This window comes from Insolitispirillum peregrinum (assembly GCF_900156605.1).
In the GTDB taxonomy this organism is placed as follows: Bacteria; Pseudomonadota; Alphaproteobacteria; order Rhodospirillales; family Rhodospirillaceae; genus Insolitispirillum; species Insolitispirillum peregrinum.
Map to the genome: position 1 here is coordinate 347,768 of NZ_FTOA01000002.1, position 19,668 is coordinate 367,435.

Annotated in this window: 14 protein-coding genes and 1 tRNA gene; 9 read left to right on the top strand and 6 right to left on the bottom strand. The window is 62.2% G+C overall.

Annotated features, from left to right (window positions below; translation table 11 throughout):
• The first annotated feature begins 10 nt into the window (after positions 1–10).
• The 5 genes from BW995_RS05585 (at position 11) to BW995_RS05605 (ending at position 5,762) form a co-directional block, all read left to right on the top strand.
• Positions 11–751, top strand: coding sequence for an ABC transporter ATP-binding protein (locus BW995_RS05585; RefSeq protein ID WP_407656300.1), 741 nt, complete (start codon positions 11–13; stop codon positions 749–751).
• A gap of 28 nt (positions 752–779) precedes the next feature.
• Positions 780–1,499 carry a class I SAM-dependent methyltransferase gene (locus BW995_RS05590; RefSeq protein WP_076399197.1) on the top strand — a complete coding sequence of 240 codons (720 nt, stop codon included), beginning with the start codon at positions 780–782 and terminating at the stop codon, positions 1,497–1,499.
• A gap of 12 nt (positions 1,500–1,511) precedes the next feature.
• A complete protein-coding gene (locus BW995_RS05595) occupies positions 1,512–4,061 on the top strand; it encodes an ABC transporter permease (RefSeq protein ID WP_076399198.1) in 2,550 nt (849 codons plus the stop codon).
• 233 nt (positions 4,062–4,294) lie between these two features.
• A complete protein-coding gene (locus tag BW995_RS05600; RefSeq protein ID WP_076399199.1) occupies positions 4,295–5,035 on the top strand; it encodes a Bax inhibitor-1/YccA family protein in 741 nt (246 codons plus the stop codon).
• A gap of 136 nt (positions 5,036–5,171) precedes the next feature.
• Positions 5,172–5,762, top strand: a complete 591-nt coding sequence (locus tag BW995_RS05605; RefSeq protein ID WP_076399200.1) for an NUDIX hydrolase — start codon at positions 5,172–5,174, stop codon at positions 5,760–5,762.
• A 192-nt stretch (positions 5,763–5,954) separates the two neighbouring features.
• Here the strand turns inward: BW995_RS05605 and BW995_RS05610 are convergent, their stop codons facing one another.
• The 5 genes from BW995_RS05610 to BW995_RS05630 all read right to left on the bottom strand — a co-directional run bounded on the left by BW995_RS05610 (position 5,955) and on the right by BW995_RS05630 (position 12,264).
• A complete protein-coding gene (locus BW995_RS05610; protein ID WP_076399201.1) occupies positions 5,955–6,782 on the bottom strand; it encodes a bacteriohemerythrin in 828 nt (275 codons plus the stop codon).
• 532 nt (positions 6,783–7,314) lie between these two features.
• Positions 7,315–8,370, bottom strand: a complete 1,056-nt coding sequence (holA, locus tag BW995_RS05615) for a DNA polymerase III subunit delta (RefSeq protein WP_076399202.1) — start codon at positions 8,368–8,370, stop codon at positions 7,315–7,317.
• The gene (gene lptE, locus BW995_RS05620; RefSeq protein ID WP_076399203.1) at positions 8,367–8,939 is read right to left on the bottom strand and encodes an LPS assembly lipoprotein LptE; all 573 of its coding nucleotides are present in this window, start codon (positions 8,937–8,939) and stop codon (positions 8,367–8,369) included. Before lptE ends, holA begins: the two co-directional genes overlap by 4 nt.
• Positions 8,923–11,514, bottom strand: a complete 2,592-nt coding sequence (leuS, locus tag BW995_RS05625) for a leucine--tRNA ligase (RefSeq protein ID WP_076399204.1) — start codon at positions 11,512–11,514, stop codon at positions 8,923–8,925. Before leuS ends, lptE begins: the two co-directional genes overlap by 17 nt.
• A gap of 174 nt (positions 11,515–11,688) precedes the next feature.
• Positions 11,689–12,264, bottom strand: a complete 576-nt coding sequence (locus BW995_RS05630) for a DUF3576 domain-containing protein (protein ID WP_245821300.1) — start codon at positions 12,262–12,264, stop codon at positions 11,689–11,691.
• Between the two features lie 375 nt (positions 12,265–12,639).
• On the opposite strand from BW995_RS05630, the gene BW995_RS05635 reads away from it, so the two are divergent.
• The 4 genes from BW995_RS05635 (at position 12,640) to BW995_RS05650 (ending at position 18,422) form a co-directional block, all read left to right on the top strand.
• On the top strand, positions 12,640–13,866 hold the full coding sequence (locus tag BW995_RS05635) for a porin (protein ID WP_076399205.1): 1,227 nt from the start codon (positions 12,640–12,642) through the stop codon (positions 13,864–13,866).
• Positions 13,867–14,062: 196 nt separating this feature from the next.
• Positions 14,063–14,139, top strand: a tRNA-Thr gene (locus BW995_RS05640).
• 292 nt (positions 14,140–14,431) lie between these two features.
• A complete protein-coding gene (locus BW995_RS05645) occupies positions 14,432–17,338 on the top strand; it encodes a sensor domain-containing protein (RefSeq protein ID WP_084194668.1) in 2,907 nt (968 codons plus the stop codon).
• A 346-nt stretch (positions 17,339–17,684) separates the two neighbouring features.
• The gene (locus BW995_RS05650) at positions 17,685–18,422 is read left to right on the top strand and encodes a J domain-containing protein (protein ID WP_139332776.1); all 738 of its coding nucleotides are present in this window, start codon (positions 17,685–17,687) and stop codon (positions 18,420–18,422) included.
• 2 nt (positions 18,423–18,424) lie between these two features.
• Here BW995_RS05650 and BW995_RS05655 read toward each other — a convergent pair whose 3' ends face one another.
• Positions 18,425–19,582: a Crp/Fnr family transcriptional regulator gene (locus BW995_RS05655; RefSeq protein WP_139332777.1), complete on the bottom strand. Its 1,158-nt coding sequence runs from the start codon at positions 19,580–19,582 to the stop codon at positions 18,425–18,427.
• Positions 19,583–19,668: the final 86 nt, after the last annotated feature.

Genomic DNA, 19,668 nt, shown 5'->3' on the forward strand with positions numbered 1-19,668 from the left:
TGAGAGGCTCATGTCTTTACTCCCCCCTGACGAAGCGGTTGTTCCCGGCATGGTGCGCTCTTTGACTCCGGATGATGCTGGTGCTTTAGCCATTGATTTGCAAGACGTTCAGGTGATCCTTGGTGGGCCGGGCGGGCAGGTGCCCATCTTGCGCGGCCTGTCGTTGCAGGTAAGGCGGGGGGAAGCGGTCGGGGTGGTCGGTCCTTCGGGGTCGGGCAAATCAACGATGATGATGGTTGCCGCCGGTCTTGAGCAGGCGACGGCGGGGCGGGTGGCGGTGGCCGGGCAGACGCTGAACGGCCTGTCCGAAGACGCCTTGGCCCGCTTCCGTCGTGATAATGTGGGGATCGTTTTTCAATCCTTCCACCTGATTCCGACAATGAGTGCGTTGGAAAATGTGGCGATCCCGCTGGAACTTGCCGGTCGGCGCGATGCCTTTGAGCGGGCCGAGCGGGAATTGATCGCGGTCGGGCTGGGCCACCGGCTGGGGCACCGGCCCAGCCAGTTGTCCGGGGGCGAGCAACAGCGGGTGGCGCTGGCGCGGGCCTTTGCCGTCGACCCGGCGGTGCTGCTGGCCGACGAGCCAACCGGCAATCTGGACCGTTCCACCGGTGAGCATATTATGGATCTGTTGTTTTCCCGCCGTGAAGCCACGGGATGCACGCTGTTGCTGATCACCCATGATCCGGTTCTGGCCGGGCGGTGTGACCGGGCGGTGCGGCTGGAAGACGGGGCGCTGACAGCCCATTGAGATCGACAGTTTTGCAAGGATGCCGGTGATGACCGCTGAAACTTCTGGTGCCGACGGCGCGCAAACCTTCCATGCCAGCCGTGCCAAACGCTATGACGACACCATCCGGCGGGTGATCCCCGGGTATGAGGCCCTGCACAGCATGACCGCCGCGCTGCTGGCGCAGGCGACGGCGGGGCAGGGGCGGATTCTGCTGGTCGGCACCGGCACCGGGGCCGAGCTGGCGGCGCTGGCTCCGGCGCAGGTCGGTTGGTCCTTTGCCGCCTGCGATCCGTCCGCCGGAATGCTGGCGGTGGCCGAAGAGCGGGCGCAGGCGTTGGGCGTTGCTGAGCGGGTGCAGTTCTTTCCCTGCACGCTGGATGCGGTGCCGACCGACGCCGGGCCGTTTGTCGCCGCGACCTGCCTGCTGGTCCTGCACTTTCTGCCCGATGACGGCAGCAAACTGGCGCTGTTGCGCTCGGTGGCCGATCGTCTGCCACCGGGGGCGCCGTTCATTTTTGCCGACATGTACGAAGACCCGCAGACTCCCCGCTTTGCCCATCTGCGGGCGGCGTGGGTCGCGTGGCAGCGGACGATGGGAATTCCCGACGCAGAGATTGCCAAGGGTGTCGCTCACGTTGACCGCGACATTCATTTTGTTTCCGAAACACGTCTTGCCAGCCTGCTGGACGAGGCCGGTTTCACCCCCGCCGAGCGATTCTTTGGCGGATTTCTGTTCGGTGGCTATCTCTGCCACCGGCGTGGCTGACGGGAGACGGTGATGGCGGTGGTGGTGCGGTTGGCCCTGCGTGATTTGCGCGGGGGTGTGCGGTCTTTCCGGATCTTGATGGCCTGTCTGGCGCTGGGGGTGTTTGCCATCGCGGCGGCGGGGTCAACCCGCATGGCGGTGGAAGGCGGTATTGCCAACAATGCCCAGATTCTGCTGGGCGGCGATCTGGAGATCAGCCAGACCTATCGCACCCTTGATGCCGACCAGCGGGCGATGCTGCAACAGCACGGCGAGATCAGTGAAGCGCAGGAATTGCGGGTGATGGCCCGGCGCGGGACGGTCGGGTCTGCGGACTGGGCGCAGGCGCTGGCCGAGGTCAAGGCGGTTGATCAGGGCTATCCGCTGTTCGGCACCGTTACCCTGTCAACGGGTCAGCCGCTGGCAACGGCGCTGGCGCGGCAGGCGGACGGCAGCAGTTGGGGGGCGGTGATCGAACCGGCGCTGGCCAGTCGTCTGGGGCTGGCGGTGGGGGACAGCTTTCACATCGGGGACGCAACGTTCCGCCTGTCCGCCTTGCTGACCAGCGAACCGGGCCGGGGCGGGGCGCGGCTGGCGTTGGGTCCACGGGTGATGATCACCCTGCCAGCGCTCGCCGATACCGGCCTGCTGCAACTGGGGTCGCTGGTGCGCGAGGTGGTGACGGTGCGGGTGACCAGCGGTACGCCTGCGGCACTGGTGCGCAGCCTGAACGATGCCTTTCCGCATGCGGCATGGGAAATCCGCCAACTCGATGATGCCTCGCCCGGCATCACCCGCTTCATGGATACCGTCACCCTGTACCTGACGCTGGTCGGTTTGACCGCCCTGCTGGTGGGGGGCTTGGGGGTGGCCAACGCCATCCATGCCTATCTGCAAGGCCGCATCGCCACCATTGCCACCCTGAAAACGCTGGGGGCGTCGTCGGCGCAGGTGTTGTGGATTTATCTGCTGCAAATCGCCCTGCTGGCGCTGGCCGGGGTGTTGATCGGGGTGGTGCTGGGCGGTGGCGTGCCGTGGGTGGCCGGGCCGCTGCTGGAGCCATTGATGCCGATGCCGCTGGAGATCGGCCTCTATCCGGCTCCGCTGGCGCTGGCGGCTGGCTTTGGCCTGTTGACGGCGCTGGTGTTCGGGCTGTGGCCGTTGCTGCGCAGCCGGGCCACTCCCGCCGCTGCCCTGTTCCGTACCGCTGAAGGTGAAAGTGATGCTGGACGGGTGATCGGGCTGGCAGGCTGGCTGGTGCTGGCCGCAGGCAGTCTGGGGTTGGTGGGGCTGACCCTGCTGACCACCGACCGCAAGATTGTGGCGATCGGCTTTGTGGTCGGGGCGGTGCTGGCTTTGGTGCTGTTCCGGCTGGCGGCCAGTGGCCTGATGGCGGTGGCCCGCCGGTTGATGGCCTTGCCTGCGGTGGTGCAGGGACGGCCCGGTGTGCGACTGGCGCTGTCCAACCTCCATCGCAGTGGAACACAAACCCCGTCGCTGGTGGTGTCGCTGGGGCTGGGGTTGACGGTGCTGGTGACGGTGGCGCTGATCGAGGCCAACATCAGCCACCAGATCAACGAAACGTTACCGAAACAAGGACCGGCCTTTTACTTCATCGATCTGCAGCCGGACCAACTGGACGGGTTCCGACAGGCGGTGCGGGCGACGCCGCAGGCCGAAATTCTTAATGACGCCGGGATTGTCCGTGGCCGTATTTCAGCCCTGAAGGGGCAAACGGTCGATGTCGAGGCGGTGGAGCCGGATGTCCAGTGGGCGGTGCGCGGAGACCGGGCGCTGACCTCTGCCGCCGAATTGCCTGCCGGGGCGGTGGTTTCCGCTGGTCAGTGGTGGGCGGCAGACTATGCCGGACCGCCACAGGTATCGTTGGCCGCCAGTCTGGCCAAGGGGCTGCACGTCGGGCTGGGCGACAGTCTGACCGTCAATGTGTTGGGGCGCGAGATCACCGGCACCATCACCAGCCTGCGCGAAGTCCAGTGGTCGAGTCTGGCGATGAACTTTGCGGTGATCCTGTCGCCGGGGGCGTTGCAGGGGGCTCCGACCACCTGGATTGCCTCGGTGGCCGTGCCGCCAACCGCTGAAGATGCCCTGCAACGGGCGGTGGCCGAGGTCGCCCCCAATGCTTCGGCGCTGAGTATCCGGCAAACGCTGGTGACGGTCAGTGGTATTCTGGAGCAGGCCGGGTTGGCGGTGCGGGCCACCGCGCTGGTGACGCTGTGCGCCGGGGCGCTGGTGCTGGGCGGGGCGCTGGCCGCCGGTCAGCGGCGGCGCAGTTACGAGTCGGTGATCCTGAAGGTGCTGGGGGCCGCACGGGGGGATATCCTGCGCGCCCATCTGCTGGAATATGCCCTGATCGGGCTGGCCACCGGGGCGTTGGCGGTGCTGGTCGGTGGCACGGCGGCGTGGGCGGTGTTGCGCTTTGTGATGCGGATGGACTGGCTGGCGATGCCCGGAGTCGCCGGTGGGGTGGTGGCCGTCTGTGTGCTGCTGGTGGCACTGGCCGGGCTGTGGGCCACCGGGCGGGCGCTGGCAGCCAAGGCGGCACCGTTGCTGCGACAAGAATGACAAAAAGTTAAATTGCTTTTTATCCTGTGAATCAAAGTGAAAAATGAAAAAAGTGCAAAATTTACCCTCGCCCTGTCGGGTTTCCATTGCGCAGGGTCAGAGCTGCCCCTACCTTGGAGGGCATGAGGGTTCCGCTGTGGCCTGCCATCGGGCTGGCACGGCGGGGCGGAATGGTGCGTCGCCGGGGTGAGATGACCTTGTCAGCGATGCTTTAACACAGAGGACACATCACGATGGCCTTTCAGGACCGCGATTATATGCAGGCCCGTTCGGCAGAGGCAGCCTATGAAGTCGATCAGGGCCTGCGCAGCTACATGTTGCGCGTTTACAACTACATGGCATCGGCTGTTGCCCTGACCGGGATCATTTCCTGGCTGGTTGTGAACACCTCGCTCAGTGGTCTGTTCTTCGTTATGACCCCCAAGGGTGGCTATGCTCCGTCGATGCTGTCGTGGGGCGCGATCCTGCTGAGCATCGGGATGGTGTTCTTCCTCAGCTTCCGCATCAACCACATGCGCGCCTCGACCGCGCAGGGCCTGTTCTGGGCCTATGCCACCCTGGCCGGTATCGGTCTGGCGCCGATCTTCTACACCTACACCGCTGATTCGATTGCGCGTGTGTTCTTCATCTCGGCGGGTGCGTTTGCCGGTCTGTCGCTGTACGGCTATACCACCAAGCGTGATCTGACCGGGTTTGGCTCGTTCCTGATCATGGGCCTGATCGGCCTGCTGATTGCCAGCGTGGTCAATATCTTCATGCAGAGCACGATGATGCACTGGGTGATCTCTGCTGCCGGTGTGCTGATTTTCGCTGGTCTGACCGCCTATGACACCCAGAAGATCAAGGAAATGTACTACGAAGCCGACAGCGCGGAGATGGCCTCGAAAAAGGCGGTGATGGGTGCGCTGACCCTGTACATGGACTTCATCAACCTGTTCCTGATGCTGCTGCGCTTCTTTGGCGACCGTCGCTGATCCGTTCAGCGTCACCAACAGGACGTGTATCGGAACCCCGCCGGATCATCCGGCGGGGTTTTTGTTGCTCTTGGCGGCGGCGGTCGCCACACTGGGAGTAACCTGAAACCGTTCGAGCGACGACGAGAGCCGCCTGATGACGCAGTTCACGCCACCAAAGGGACCCGCTGTTGCCCCCGATACCGCCGCCCGGAGCGGATGCGGCGGGCGTGGTCCGGTATCCTTGCGGATGCCGGAAGGCGATGATCGTTTGCGCAAGGTCTGTGACGATTGCGGTTTCGTCTATTACGAAAACCCCAAGGTGATCGTCGGTGCGGTTTGTACCTGGGATGATGCGGATGGTGAGCCGCTGTTCCTGATGATCCGGCGAGGGATCGAGCCGCAGCTGGGCTATTGGGGGCTGCCGTCCGGCTATATGGAACTGCACGAGACCAGCCATGCCGGGGCAGCGCGCGAGGTGTGGGAAGAAGCCCGCGCCCGGGTCGAAACCGACCATCTGCTGGCGATTTACAATTTGCCGGAGATCAGTCAGGTCCATCTGATCTATCGCGCCCGCATGATGACCAGTCACCACGGCGCAGGCCCGGAAAGCATCGAAACGGCGCTGTTCCGCTGGGACGAAATTCCGTGGAACGAGCTGGCCTATCCGAATGTGGCGTGGGCGCTGGAAAGCTGGCGCAAGGTGCGGGGGCAGGATGGGTTTGCCCCGATGACCGGCCCGGTTTGAGGGAGGGATTGCTTGGAGCCGCGTGCGTTAAACCGGACGCCACAGTACACGAAAGTAGAAAAACAGGATCATGGAGCGCTGCTCCAAACCTCGCCGGGACTGGGAGGCCCCGGACCCCATTAATTTGATATTGAAAGAGAAAATGGGGGTTTGGGGCCTGAGGCCCCAAGCGGTTCCAGGCGGCAGCCTGCACTACAGGGCTTGAGCTGCCAGCGTCGGGGCCAGGCGGCGAAAGTCCTTCATGTCGCCTTCGGTGATGTGATTGAGCATCCAGAAGCTGAGAAAATCACGTGCGAAACTCAGTGGTGCAAGCTTGCCCTGCTCGACGCGCTGGATCATGGCATCCAGACTGCGCATCAGCCCGACATGGGCCAACCGATGGGTCTGACCAATATCCTGATCCTGCTCCGCCAGCACGCTTTCTTCGACCCGGAAATGGTGGGCAGCCAGAGCGCGGAACTCGTGCATGGCATGGCTGAACTGGTGCCGGGCCTGTTGGCCTGCCAGCCGGTTCAGCCGTTCGGCATGGTACATCAGCGAACGATGGTGCGAGTCGATCTGGATGTTGCCGGTCAGGTAGGTTTCATGCCATTGCAAAATCTGCCCGCTGCGGGTGTTGCGCATCGCTTCGGCATGGTCGGCAAACCGTTGCAGATAGGGCCAATAGGCACTGTCTTCGATCAATTCATGGTCACAGAGCAGGGATTCGAGATCCTGCATCGCCTCGGACAGCCGGAGTGTGCTGTCAATTGCCAGTTGATTGCGAACCCCGGCGATGGTGGCAAGCAGGGTATGATGCCGTTCGCTGTGATGGTCGGTGGCGGGAAAGCCTGCCCCCCGAATGATGATTTCTTCCAGGCTGAAGTGGTGGCGGAGCTGGCCGATAAAGGCATTGAGGGCAGCGATCAGGCTGGGGCGATCACCAGTATGGCGCCAGTAATCCCACAGGGCATTGACCTGCTGGGCGAGGGCCTCGTGGCCTTCGTCAAGGATACTGTTCCCAATGTGTGCGGCCTGCATCAACACCCTCGCAATTAGAATGGTTTTTCTGCGAATTTGCATAAAATGCAAGATTGTTATGCCAGACAACGCCTCATGCTGGAAAGGGCGCAAAATCCCTATGGCCAAAAGCCATAGATCAACGTGCGTTAGAGTATTTTCAAGTTGACCGTCGACGGTCAGCGGCTCGGAAAATGCGGCACTAAAAGGGAAGAGCGTTTTCGCTCGGTGTGAAAACGTTCTAAATATGACGCCACAGTACACGACAGTTGTGAAACAGGCTCATGGAGCGCTGCTCCAAACCTCGCTGGCGCCTTGAGGCCCCAGACCCCATTGACTTGATTCTTAAAGAAAAAATGGGGGTTCGGGGCCTCATGCCTCGAGCAGTTCAGGCGGCAGCCTGCACTTTCTTGCCAAACTGTCGTCTACTGTGATACGACGCATGCACGCTGATCTAACTTTTTGTATTGCCGCATTGTTGTTGCGAAAACGGGTTCCCACTTTTCGCACAATGCTCGAGAGGGCGGCGTAAAACGTGATCGCGGGGAAGGGCTTATGGTCCCGAAGGCGTAGGCTTTGCTACCCGTGAGGCATGAGAAATCTGGAGAAATACCCGTGATACGATTTCATGCTCGCGGGCGCCGGTGCTTTTGCAATCCATCTCGGCATCCAGCAGCAGGTCGAGAACCTGCGTAATCCGCTGGGTTGGCCAGCGGCGGACCTGGGTCATGAAGCGCGGTTTGGTCTTGAAAAACAGCGGCGGCTTCAGCAGGGCGACCGCCTGTTCTGCAGGCTTGCCATGGGCCAGAGCACCGCTGACCAGATGCAGGCGCAGAAAATGGCGGGTCACACTGCGCAGCAGCGGGATCATCGATTGTCCTTCGGCGACGAAGCGGTCCAGCATCGCCTGAGCGGTGCTGTCGTCACCGTCGGCCAGCGCCAGCGTCATGTCATCCATCGACAGGGCCGACAGGTCGCCGACGCAGGCCTGAATGTCGTCCAGCGTCACGGTCAGGCCCCTGGCATCCGGGCCCCCCATGTAGGTGATCAGCTTTTCGACCTCGGCGCGCGTTACCTGACGGTCGCTGCCCAGCTGGCTGGCCATCAGGTCGAGAGCTTCGGGGGCGATGCTGATGCCGAACTTGCCCAGACTGTCGCGAATGACCAGTTCGACCGCCTGACCATCGTCCATATAGCAGGCAATGGCGGCGGCGTTCAGCGCCGACTCGCACAGTTTGCGCAGTGATGATTTGGCGGCCAGATCGCCGGCCTGTAGCACCACCAGTGCATCCCCGGGGGGCGACTCGAGGAAAGCCTGCACGGCTTTGGTATGGCCGTCATCGGCGTCGCGCAGGCGGACGACTCGTCGGCCACCGGTCATCGACAGGGCGGCGGCTTCGTCGATCAGCAGGGCCGGGTCGTTTTTGACCTGACTGCCGACGAGGTCGGCGACCCGGAAGGGGTCGTTCAGCTCGCTGACGACCGTTCGCATCAGGCGTTGGGCCCGCTCGCGCACCAGACCTTCGTCGGGACCATAGACCAGAACCGCCCGGGCTTTGGCATCCGGGCGGTTGCTGAAGGCATCGGCGCGGTCAGCACTGATTTTCATTGCGGGGCAGGGCTGGCAGGAGGCGACGGGTGCTGTGAGAAATAGGCCGACAGGCGCCGCTGGATGTCGTCGGCCACCTGTTCTATGGCGCGCGTCCGGGCATCCTTTTCGGAAATCACCGTGGCGTATTGCTGGTCAAGGATGTTGTAGGAGACCACGCCTTCGGATATGCCCGCCAGCAACTGTGCCTTACCATAGGTCAGGGCAAAGTTTACGCTGATGATCATGTCGGCGCGGGTGGCAAAGCTGTCTTTTGACAGGCCGGTTTCGTCGATCGATTCCTGCAAACTGACGGTCAGCAGGTAGATTTTCTTGCCAGCATTCTGACTGCGCTCCAGTCGTTGCTCCAGGGCATTGCGCAGAACCTGACCGTTGCGATCATTGATGCGGGCGACCTCGACCTGCCCCAGCTGAGCGGTGACCGGCGAGGATTTGCCACCGGCATACATCGGTTTGAAACCACAGGCAGCCAGCGGCAGGCCGACGACGGTTGTCGTCAGCCCGACCAGCACGGTGCGGCGGGACAGGGCAGCCCGGTGGGGCTGCCGCGGTTTAATTGGCCACCACATTGACGATTTTCCCCGGGACGACCACGACCTTGCGGATCGTTTTCCCGGCGATCTGGGTCTGGACGTTGTCCATTGCCAGCGCCGCCTGTTCCACCTCGGCCTGCGGAGCAGACTTCGGCATGTCCAGCGTCCCGCGCAGCTTGCCGTTGACCTGCACTGCCAGCGTGACAGTGTCCTGCACCAGCAGGGCCGGGTCAAAGGTCGGCCAGGCAGTTTCTGCCAGCAGGGCATCAGCGCCGCGCAGCTCGGCCCACAGTTCTTCGGACAGGTGCGGGGTCATCGGCGCCAGCAGGCGGATCACCATTTCCAGACCGAAACGATAAGCGTTCTGGCTGGCAGCGTCGGTTTGCTTCAGCGCCTGCACCGCATTGGTCAGTTCGCGGATGCGGGCGACGGCGTTGTTGAAGCGCAGGCGTTCCAGGTCTTCGCTGACGTCGGCAATGGTTTTGTGGCACAGGCGAACCAGCTTGCCTGCATCCGACGCACCATCGGTCGGGACGTCTGCCGGGTTGGCGTCGCTGGCCACATCCCCGGCCATGCGCCACAGGCGGTGCAGATAGCGCCATGCGCCTTCGATCCCGGCGTCGGACCAGTCCATATCACGGTCGGGCGGACAGTCGGACAGCATGAACAGGCGGGCGGCATCGGCGCCGTAGGTGTCGATGATGTGGTTGGGATCGACCACGTTCTTCTTCGACTTCGACATTTTTTCCGACCGGCCGACGGTGACTGTCGAGCCATCGTCGATTTTGACCAGCGAGCCATCATCGCGGCGGTCGATTTCGGACGGGTCCAGCCACTTGCCTTCGGCGGACTTGTAGGTCTCGTGGCAGATCATGCCCTGAGTGAACAGACCGGCGAATGGTTCCGAGGCGCTGAGGTAGCCGCAATCGCGCAGGGCGCGGGTGAAGAAGCGCGAGTACAGCAAGTGTAGGACGGCATGTTCGACCCCGCCGATGTACTGGTCAACCGGCATCCAGTAATCGACCTTGTTGCGGTCATAGGCGCTGTCGGCATTGCGCGGGTCGCAGAAGCGGCTGAAGTACCACGAGCTTTCAAAGAAGGTGTCAAAGGTGTCGGTCTCGCGCCGGGCATCCTTGCCACAGCACGGGCACTTGACGAACTGCCAACTGGGGTGGCGGGCCAGCGGGTTGCCGGGGGCGTCAAAGGTGACGTCTTCGGGCAGGGTGACCGGCAACTGGTCTTCCGGGACCGGCACCACGCCGCACTCGTCGCAGTGAATCACCGGAATCGGGCAGCCCCAATAACGCTGGCGGGACACGCCCCAGTCGCGCAGGCGGAACTGGATGGTGCCTTGGCCCTTGCCCAGCGACTCGACTTTGGCAATCGCGGCGCGCTTGGCGTCGGTGACCGACAGGCCGTTGAAGTCGCCGGAGTTGATCGCTACACCGTCATCGGTGAAGGCTTCGGTGGCTGATTCGAGGTCGCGGGCAAAGGCGTCGGCGTCGGCACCCTTGGGGGCGACGACGGCCTTGACCGGCAGGCCATACTTGCGGGCAAAGTCCATGTCGCGCTGGTCGTGGGCCGGGCAGCCGAACACCGCCCCGGTACCGTAGTCCATCAGCACGAAGTTGGCGACATACACCGGCACGGTCCAGGTCGGGTCCAGCGGGTGGATGACGCGCAGGCCGGTGTCATAGCCCTTCTTTTCCGCCGTCTCGATCGCTTCTTCCGAGGTGCCCATGCGGTCGCATTCGGCAACGAAGTCAGCCAGCGCGGTGTTGGTGGCCGCCAGCTCGGTGGTCAGCGGGTGGTGGGCCGAAATGGCGACAAAACTGGCCCCGAACAGGGTGTCGGGGCGGGTGGTGAACACCTCGATCGACTCGCCATCCCGACCGGCAATGGCCCACTGCACACGGGCGCCTTCGGACTTGCCGATCCAGTTGGTCTGCATGGTGCGGACCTTTTCCGGCCAGCGGTCGAGGCCGGTCAGGGCGTCGAGCAGGTCGTCGGCGTAGTGGGTAATTTTCAGGAACCACTGGCTCAGCTTGCGCCGTTCGACCAGCGCGCCTGTGCGCCAGCCGCGCCCGTCAATCACCTGTTCGTTGGCCAGCACGGTGTTGTCCACCGGGTCCCAGTTGACCCAGCTTTCCTTGCGGTAGGCCAGACCCTGCTTCAGGAAGTCCAGGAACATTTTCTGTTCGTGGCGGTAGTATTCCGGGCGGCAGGTGGCGACTTCGCGACTCCAGTCGATGGACAGGCCCATCGGCTTGAACTGTTCGCGCATGGTGTCGATGTTGGAATAGGTCCACTGGCCGGGATGGGCCCCGCGTTCGATGGCGGCGTTTTCGGCCGGCAGGCCAAAGGCATCCCAGCCCATCGGATGCAGCACGTTGAAGCCCTGAGCGCGTTTGAAGCGGGCAACAACGTCGCCCAGCGTATAGTTCCGCACGTGGCCCATGTGGATGCGGCCCGACGGATAGGGGAACATCTCAAGGACATAGTACTTGGGCCGGGAGGTATCTTCGCTGGCCTGGAAACACTGGCGCGACTCCCACGCCGCCTGCCACTTGCGTTCGGTTTCCTTTACGTTATAGCGGTCCTCGCGGGCCATCGTCGTGCTACTCCTGGAACATCGGGCGAAACAGGGACGCCGGGGTTTCGCCACAAGACTACAATATCGGACACAGCGGCCGCACAGGCGTCGGGAACAGGGTGCGGCGGTCGGCAATGAAACAGGGACGGCGCCCGGTGGGCGCCTGTCCGGTCGGCGGTCGGGACTCGGGCCTTATTGATCCTTGGACGCTTCGGCGGTGCGGATCTGGCGGGCGCGGGTCAGGACGGCATTTTCAAATTCGGTGTTGGTCGAGGCATCGACCTGGGCATCCAGCCAGCCACCGGTGGCCGGGTCGCGCACCTGACGGAACACCGACGCCTTGAGGGCATCGGCGCGCAGCTCGCGGCTGAGGATGTACAGGTTGACCTTGAAGCGCTCGCCGGGGCTGCTCTGGGGCTGATACCAGTCGGTGATGATCACCCCGCCAAACGGATCGGCGGAACTGAGCGGCATGAAGCCGACAGTATCGAGCGCCGCCCGCCACAGGTACAGGTTGACCCCGATACCGGTGCCACCGCCTGCGGCTTCGTCTTTTTTCTTGCCGCCAAACAGCTCCAGACCGCCCTTGCCAAAGATCGTGTCGCGTTGCGTCGGATCTTCGCGGGACCAGGTGCCGTCGCCCTGCTTTTGCATCGGACGGCTGTCCGTATCGAGGCCGCAGCCTCCCAGCAGCAAGGCAGTTGCCAATGACGCCATCGTCATGCCCCAGATCCGGCGGCGGGAAGTGGCGGTGGTCTTCATCACCATGGGAAGAGAACCCTTTGTTGTGCCTGACGGGGTGCAAAAACCCCGAGTCGCGCAGAATGTGCCGCATGGCTGTGTGGAGCACATGCGGCTCTTTATATAGCAGGGGGGACCGGGCAGCGTTAAGCAAAAACCAAGTGGGGCCCCGTTTGCCCTTTGGACGTGGGGCTGAAGGGTGTTGTTGCACAAAATCCACACTGTGCGGGAATAGACACAAAGGAGGGCGCTGGTGCCTTGACCCTTGCCTTTGAAAATGGCCTTATGGGCCTACCGTATGTGACGGGCTTTCAGTGGTGACGCTCTGTGGACGCTCTGTTTGCCCCGGGCGGTACTGAACGGCTCGTTCCAGTCTAACGTGAAATTAGGGATTTCGAGAGAATGAAGAAGCTTCTCATCGGCACCTCGGCCCTCGTGGCCGCTGCCTCGATCGCCGGCGCCGCTCAGGCCGCTGACCCGATCAAGTTGTCTGTTGGTGGTTATGGCGCCGTCATGGTTGGCTATGCCTCCCAGGACGACGACTACACCAAGGCCACCGGTCGCGAAGTGACCGGCGTTGACGTCAAGGGCGACAACGAAATCCACTTCAAGGGTTCGACCACTCTGGACAACGGCCTGACCGTGTCCGTGAAGTACGAAATCGAAGCCGGTGGCCGTTCGGTGAACGCCAACACCACCATCGACAGCGCTGACGAATACAACATCACCGTGTCGGGTGCTTTCGGTAGCATCGTTGCCGGTGCTGACGACACCGCCCTGGCTGCCATTGCCAAGACTGCCCCGAACGTCGGCGGCCGTATCTTCAACGGCGGTCTGGAAGAAGGCGACCTGCAGGATGGCGCCTACGTCCTGCGTCCGGCTGGCTTCGACAACGCCCTGAACTCCGCCTACATCAACACCGGGGGCGATGCGGAAACCATCAGCTACATCTCCCCGGCGATCGCTGGCTTCACCTTTGGCGCCACCTATATGCCGGATGCTCTCGGCGGTGACGACAACCCGAACCAGCCGAGCAGCCTGCGCGGTGCCAATGGCTCGAACGAAGCCTATGGCGCTGGCCTGATGTGGAACGGTACCGTCAGTGGCGTGACCATTGCTGCCCAGGGTGGCTATCTGTGGGCTGATGCTGGCCCGAACACCACTGGAAATGCCAATCTTGTTGGTGGCGTGTACGGTGCCGGCCGTGAAGAATGGCAGTTGGGTGGTCAGGTCGGCTACGCTGGCTTCACCTTCGGCGGTGGCTACCGTGACGTTAGCCAGGACCTCAAGGCCAGCAACGGTCTGACGCTTGCCGGTCTGGGCGCTCGTGACGAGATGAATGGTCGCGCTTGGGACGTGGGTCTGCAGTACAAGACCGGCCCCTATGGCGTGAGCCTGGCCTACTTCGACTCGTCGATGGAAAACGCTGCCAAGAACGTCTCTGACGACACCATGAAGATTTGGGAACTGGCTGGCGAATACACCATGGGCCCGGGCGTTGCTCTGGTCGCCGGTGTTGCTCACGTCGACTTCGAAAACGGTACGGCCGCTGGTGCGACCACCGCTCAGAAGAACAGCAACGAAAACAGCGGCTGGGTGGTTGCCACCGGTCTGTCGCTGACCTTCTAATCTTTCCTTACGGAAAGTTTGGCAGGACTGCTGGGAAAGGGCCGCCCTCGGGTGGCCCTTTCTTTTTGTGGCGCAGCAGGGTGTTTGCTGAAAAAGGCTCTTGCCAAAGATGCTGGCCTTGCGTATCTTCCGCCCGCCTTCCCTGTTTCGGCAGGGGATGATGTTCATGGTCTGTCGTATCTGATCATGTCAGTGTGCCGCAGTAGCTCAGTTCGGTAGAGCAACGCATTCGTAATGCGTGGGTCGGGGGTTCGAATCCCTTCTGCGGCACCACCCTTCCTGAAAAAAAAGACACGTCTTTGGCTGGCACTGCTCTGATGGTGCTGGCGTTTTCGTGTGTACTGTTGCGGCATCTGCGTTTGATTGTTGCCTGTCCTGAGGGCAGGCGATAACATTTTGTAGTGTCGCATTGTTTTTGCGAAAACCGGTTCCCGTTTTTCGCACAATGCTCTAACGTCAGAATTCTGTTACAGAATGGCTGAAATCAGGGCCGCATGGTGGCATACGCCAGTGGTCCGGCACCGCAAACCAATAGCAAGTGTGGGTGATGATCATGGGTGGACGGATGACCGACGAGGATCCTGCGTCCCCGGTGTTGTCTGTTGGTGTGCCCTCGCCCTCTGAACGTTTGTCGCGTGATCGCCTGTTGGCCCTGTTCGCCCTGTCTCCTGCCGCGCAGTTTGTCTGTGATGCTGCGGGACAGATTCTCCTGCTGAATGCGGCGGCGGCTGACCTGCTGGAGGTGCGGGCCGAGGATCTGGCTGGCCGGGGACTCGAAACACTCCAACCTCCGCCGGGAGCCGGGTTGTGCATGCTGGTTGGGGGGAATCCTGATCTATACACCGGCGGGCGGCGCTTTCTCCCCTATCGACGCGGCAACGGCGGGCATGTGACCCTCGACAGTACGATTGCTGTACTGAACCATCAAGGCGAGCGCTTGTTTGTGGTCAGTCTGCGTGCGGCAGATCTGCTCAGCAGTCTGGCCGATGGCTGGACCGAAGCCGAAGAGCGTCTGGGATCGGTGGCGCAGAATCTGCCGGGGATCATCCTGCAGCGGGTCTTGCAGACTGACGGGGTGATTTACTACCCGTTCTTTTCTTCGGGAACGCTCGACATTCTGGGGTATGCCCCAGAGGAGATGCGGATCACCCAGGACGGCTGTCTGGATTGCATTCACTGGGCGGACCGCAGCGATTATCTGGCCCGCCTGCACGAGTCGGCCCGTACCCTGACCGGCTATACCGAAGAATGGCGAGCCATCAGCCGCAGTGGTGATGTCCGTTGGCTGTCGGCCACCCTGAAGCCTGAACGTCTGCCCAATGGCGATGTCATTTGGGACGCGGTACTGATTGATGTCAGCGACCGGATGCGGGCGGAACATCGTCTGCAGATGATCATGGATCATGCAGCGGACGGCATCATCACCATGGATGCCGAAGGCCGGATCGAGTCGGTCAATGCCGCCGTTGAGCGTGTGTTTGGCTGGTCCGCCGATGAGTTGCTGGGTAAGGACGTGGTGTTCCTGACCCCCGATGGCTCGGCCCTCGCCAATACCGGTGAAGGCGGAATTGTTCATGATTACCTGAAGACCGGAGAAAGCGCCATGCTGGGGCATGGACCGGTCGAGTTGCAGGGGCAACGCAAGGACGGCCATGTCTTTCCGATGGAGCTGTCGCTGAGCGAAGTGCTGACCGAGGGCAAGCGACTGTTCATTGCCATCGTGCGCGACATTACCGCCCGCAAGGAAACCGAGGCCCGCCTGCACGAGAGCGAACAGCGTTTGCTGAATATCGCCGACAACATTCAGGGGATTGTCTTTCAGCGTGAGGTTTCCGCCGAGGGGCACATCTCGTTCAGCTACATCTCGGAAGGGTGCCGCGAGATTCTGGGCGTTCTGCCCGAAGAAATCCGCAGTGATGGCGAGTTGTTTACCGACCTGATGGACCTGTCGGACCGGAGTGGTTTCATTGATGCCATGCGGCGATCCGCCGAAACGATGGAGCCGATGGAGGCTGACATCAAGCTGGTCAATCGCCGCAATGAAGAACGCTGGTTGCGGTCGTGGTCGCGGCCCCGCAAGGGGGCCAATGGCAGCCTGATCTGGGACGGCGTGGCGCTGGATGTGACCGACCGCAAACGGGCCGAAGAAGAGCTGACCTTCCTTGCCTACTACGATCCGCTGACCGGGCTGGGCAACCGCTCGCTGTTCATGGAACGCTTTGGTCGGGCGCGCAGCTTTGCTACCCAGATTGACGCATGGGTGGTGGTGCTGTCGCTGGGGGTTGACCGCTTTTCGATCGTCAATGCGACGCTCGGCCATTCGATGGGGGATAAGGTCCTGCTGGCGGTGGCGCACCGGATTCAGGAAACCATTGAGGTGGGCGACCTGTTGTGTCGGGCCAGTGGCGACCGGTTCCTGTTGATGCTGACCGGGATGACCTCGGCCAGTGATATCGAGCAGGCCATTCGGACGATTCAGGCGCGTTTTCTTGAGCCGTTGACCGTTGAAGACGAGGAGTTTGACCTGACGGTCTCCGTTGGGGCGGCGGTTTTCCCGCGCGATGGCGAAAGTGCCGAGGCCTTGATCATGCATTCCGAGACGGCGATGCAGCAGGCAAAGAAAGGCAATGGCCCGTCGTCGTTCCTGATCTTTACCGAAGAGATGGGGGCAAAGGCCCAGCAGACGCTGACCATGCAGCATCGGTTGCGGCGGGCGCTGGAAAATGAGGAATTTGTTTCGTACTTCCAGCCGCAGATTGAAACCCGCTCGGGCAGGATTGTGGGGATGGAGGCGCTGGTCCGCTGGATCAGCCCGGAACACGGCCTGATTCCCCCCGGTGCCTTTATCGACGTGGCGGAAGAATTCGGCCTGATCGACACCATGTGCGAACAGGTGTTGCGGGATGCCTGCCGTTGGAACAAGCGCTGGCAGGATCTGGGGTTGGCGCATGTGCCGGTGGCGGTGAACATCTCGGGCCGCCAGTTCCACAATTCCCGGCAACTGCTGACCATGGTCGATACGGTGTTGCGGGATTTTGATATGCCGCCGCAGTATCTTGAGCTGGAATTGACCGAAAGCTCGGCGATGAGCGACCCGGAGAACGCCATCAATGTGGTTCGCTTGCTGACCGAACGGGGCATTTCCTGTGCGATTGATGATTTTGGCACCGGCTATTCTTCTTTGTCAGTGCTCAAGCGGTTTCCGATCGGCAAGCTGAAGATTGACCGCTCGTTTGTGAACGAAGTGACCACCGATCCGGGCGATGCCGCTATTGTCTGTGCGATGATCGCGATGGCCAATGCGCTGGACCTGAAGGTGGTGGCCGAAGGGGTGGAAACGCAGGATCAGCTGAATTTCCTGCATGGTGTGGGGTGTGACCAGATTCAGGGCTTCCTGATGTCGCGGCCCTTGCCGGGGGAGGCGATGGAGGCCATGTTCCAGACGCGCCCGCCGATGCCGATGCCGGTCTAATAAAGCCAATGGATATCAATTCACTATATTCTTTTCTTCATGTTGTTTGTGATCTTTGGGCGGGTGTTTTCCTCACCCGCCTGTCCTTCGGACTTGAAAATCTACGATCGTAGGTGAAAAGTGCCGTTGCGAGCCATTTTCATTGCGATGTCGCACTAAAATTTGCTGCCCCGGGATACACCCCCGTCTATGGAGGGGTCTTTGGCAGCGTTATTCCCGTGGAATTGGCGGGAAAAGAGCGGCGCGCCGGGACGGCTCACCCCTGTAGGTCCTCTGTCCCGCTTGTCGGGCATGGTGGGTTTGGTGTCTGATCTGCGGCGGTGCAGAGTGTGGAGATCGATTGGTTGTGGCTGAGGTCAAAGAGAGTTATACGCTATCATGCTCATCGGCCTTCCGCGATGCGGTGCTGGCGTTGGCGGAACAGCGTCGGGTGAATGCCGGGGACCTGGCCCGTTCGGTGATGCTGGTCGTTCCGCCCGAGGTGATCGAGCTGTATCCCGATCCCGGCGAACCCGCAGACGACGACCGTGAAATGGTCAACCTGCACTCCGGGCCGTCGATGGGCAAGGTGCTGCGCCGCAAGCCTCGCCTTCAGGTCCGCCTGCCATCCGGCATGAGCAGCTCTTTTATCCGTAAGTCTCTGAATCTGGCGCTTGCGCTCGCAGGTGGAATGATGTCTTTGCAGGTCGGAGACAAAAACGGGATTGTTCTGGGCGGGACGATGGCCCCCCCTCCGGCTGCCCCTCCACCACCGCCGCCTGAACCTGCCCGCTGCGAGCCGGACCCGGAGCTGGCCGAGCAGGTGTCCCGGCTGACCAGTGAAATTGCTATCCACACCGAGGAATTGGACCGCTTGCGAACGGTTTTGTCGGTGCTGTCCTTTGATCCGCTGCCCAGCGGCGTGCAGACCGAAGGCGAGGCACTGTTTGTGTTTGGCTATCCCCCGACCGCCGACCCGGACAGCCGCGAACTGCGTGCCCGCTTTCGGCTGTTGGCCACCGTTCACCATCCCGACAGCCCCTATGGCAGCCATCAGCGGATGAGCCAGTTGAATGCGGCGATGGACTTGTTACGTCAACGATAGGGTTATCCCGTAATCCGCCGGTTTGATGAAATCAGCCGCTCGCACAGAACCCGTGACAGGTTGAACATCAGCTTGGCGGCGAGGGCCGGGGCGGTGGCCATCAGGCGTTTCAGGGCTGTCTGGCTGACCACCAGCAAGCGGGCATCGGTTAGCGCCACCACATCGGCGGTGCGGGTGATGTCGGTGATAAAGGCAATCTCGCCAAAGACCTGCCCGCTATCCAGCACCGCCAGCGGAGTGCTTTGTCCGGCCAGGCGCACTTCGACCAGCCCGGATAGAACCACAAACACCTCGGTCCCAACGGCACCGGCCTTGATGATCAGGTCGCCGCGCGCACAGTCGAGCAGGGTTCCGCCTTTCAGCAGGCGCTTTTGCTCGTCCTCGCCGAGGTCGGCCAGAATCGAGGCGGTTCCGCTGGCGGCATGGCGGACCTTGTCGGCGAGAAAGACCCAAAAGGCGTCTTCCTGCTCGATCCAGTCGCGCACCACCGAGGTCACCGGCACACTGGCATGCAGCCAGTCCAGCAGGCGGCGGGCATCATCGTTTGGCCCGGACTCGCCGGGGAGGTGGCGCAGAATCCGCCACAGCGGCGACTGAATGGTGGACAGGTGTTCGCGGTCACGGGCCGCCAGCACCAGCGGCACCTGATAGCCGACCACCGGATCGACCAGATTGCCGGTAAAGCGGCGATAGCCAAGGTGCTCGTACAGATCAACCAGCCCCGGCGAGCAGACGCAGAAATTGAAATGCCGCCCGGTGGCCAGTCCGTCCTGATAGGCCCGCCCGACCAGCGCGGTCATCGCCTGACCGCCGCGCCGTCCGGGGGCAACCATCAGGCGTCCGGTGAACGACAGGGCTGAGGGGGGCAGGGTGAGGAACTGTTCAAAGTGGGGGAGCTGGCGAAAGGCATCGGGTATGCCGGTTTCTCCGCCGATCACTTGCAGGGTGCCGATCACACTGCCGTCTTCGGCATAGGCCCCGTAGAGGGTGGCCTGATCGTCGGCATCATCCTTCAGCCAGCCGCGCCCGTGGTCGGCCTGTTCCAGACGGACCTTGCCCATTTCGCGCACGTAAATGTCATAGCGAAAGCGATAGATTGCCTCGCGCTCGGCGGCGGTGGAGGCGATGCGGATGGACAGGCTGGCAAAAGGGGCTGACATGGCAACGATCACCGCAGGGATCAACAAGGCCTTGTCTTAACACCTTTGTTTTTGCACCGGGTGAAGAAAAACGTCTCCACCCGGTG

What these genes read in the sequence shown, in the direction of transcription:
- BW995_RS05585 (WP_407656300.1), top strand. Translation starts at nt 11, where the DNA reads ATGTCTTTACTCCCCCCTGACGAAGCGGTTGTTCCCGGCATGGTGCGC.
- BW995_RS05590 (WP_076399197.1), top strand. Translation starts at nt 780, where the DNA reads ATGACCGCTGAAACTTCTGGTGCCGACGGCGCGCAAACCTTCCATGCC.
- BW995_RS05595 (WP_076399198.1), top strand. Translation starts at nt 1,512, where the DNA reads ATGGCGGTGGTGGTGCGGTTGGCCCTGCGTGATTTGCGCGGGGGTGTG.
- BW995_RS05600 (WP_076399199.1), top strand. Translation starts at nt 4,295, where the DNA reads ATGGCCTTTCAGGACCGCGATTATATGCAGGCCCGTTCGGCAGAGGCA.
- BW995_RS05605 (WP_076399200.1), top strand. Translation starts at nt 5,172, where the DNA reads ATGACGCAGTTCACGCCACCAAAGGGACCCGCTGTTGCCCCCGATACC.
- BW995_RS05610 (WP_076399201.1), bottom strand. Translation starts at nt 6,782, where the DNA reads ATGCAGGCCGCACACATTGGGAACAGTATCCTTGACGAAGGCCACGAG.
- holA (WP_076399202.1), bottom strand. Translation starts at nt 8,370, where the DNA reads ATGAAAATCAGTGCTGACCGCGCCGATGCCTTCAGCAACCGCCCGGAT.
- lptE (WP_076399203.1), bottom strand. Translation starts at nt 8,939, where the DNA reads ATGTGGTGGCCAATTAAACCGCGGCAGCCCCACCGGGCTGCCCTGTCC.
- leuS (WP_076399204.1), bottom strand. Translation starts at nt 11,514, where the DNA reads ATGGCCCGCGAGGACCGCTATAACGTAAAGGAAACCGAACGCAAGTGG.
- BW995_RS05630 (WP_245821300.1), bottom strand. Translation starts at nt 12,264, where the DNA reads ATGGTGATGAAGACCACCGCCACTTCCCGCCGCCGGATCTGGGGCATG.
- BW995_RS05635 (WP_076399205.1), top strand. Translation starts at nt 12,640, where the DNA reads ATGAAGAAGCTTCTCATCGGCACCTCGGCCCTCGTGGCCGCTGCCTCG.
- BW995_RS05645 (WP_084194668.1), top strand. Translation starts at nt 14,432, where the DNA reads ATGACCGACGAGGATCCTGCGTCCCCGGTGTTGTCTGTTGGTGTGCCC.
- BW995_RS05655 (WP_139332777.1), bottom strand. Translation starts at nt 19,582, where the DNA reads ATGTCAGCCCCTTTTGCCAGCCTGTCCATCCGCATCGCCTCCACCGCC.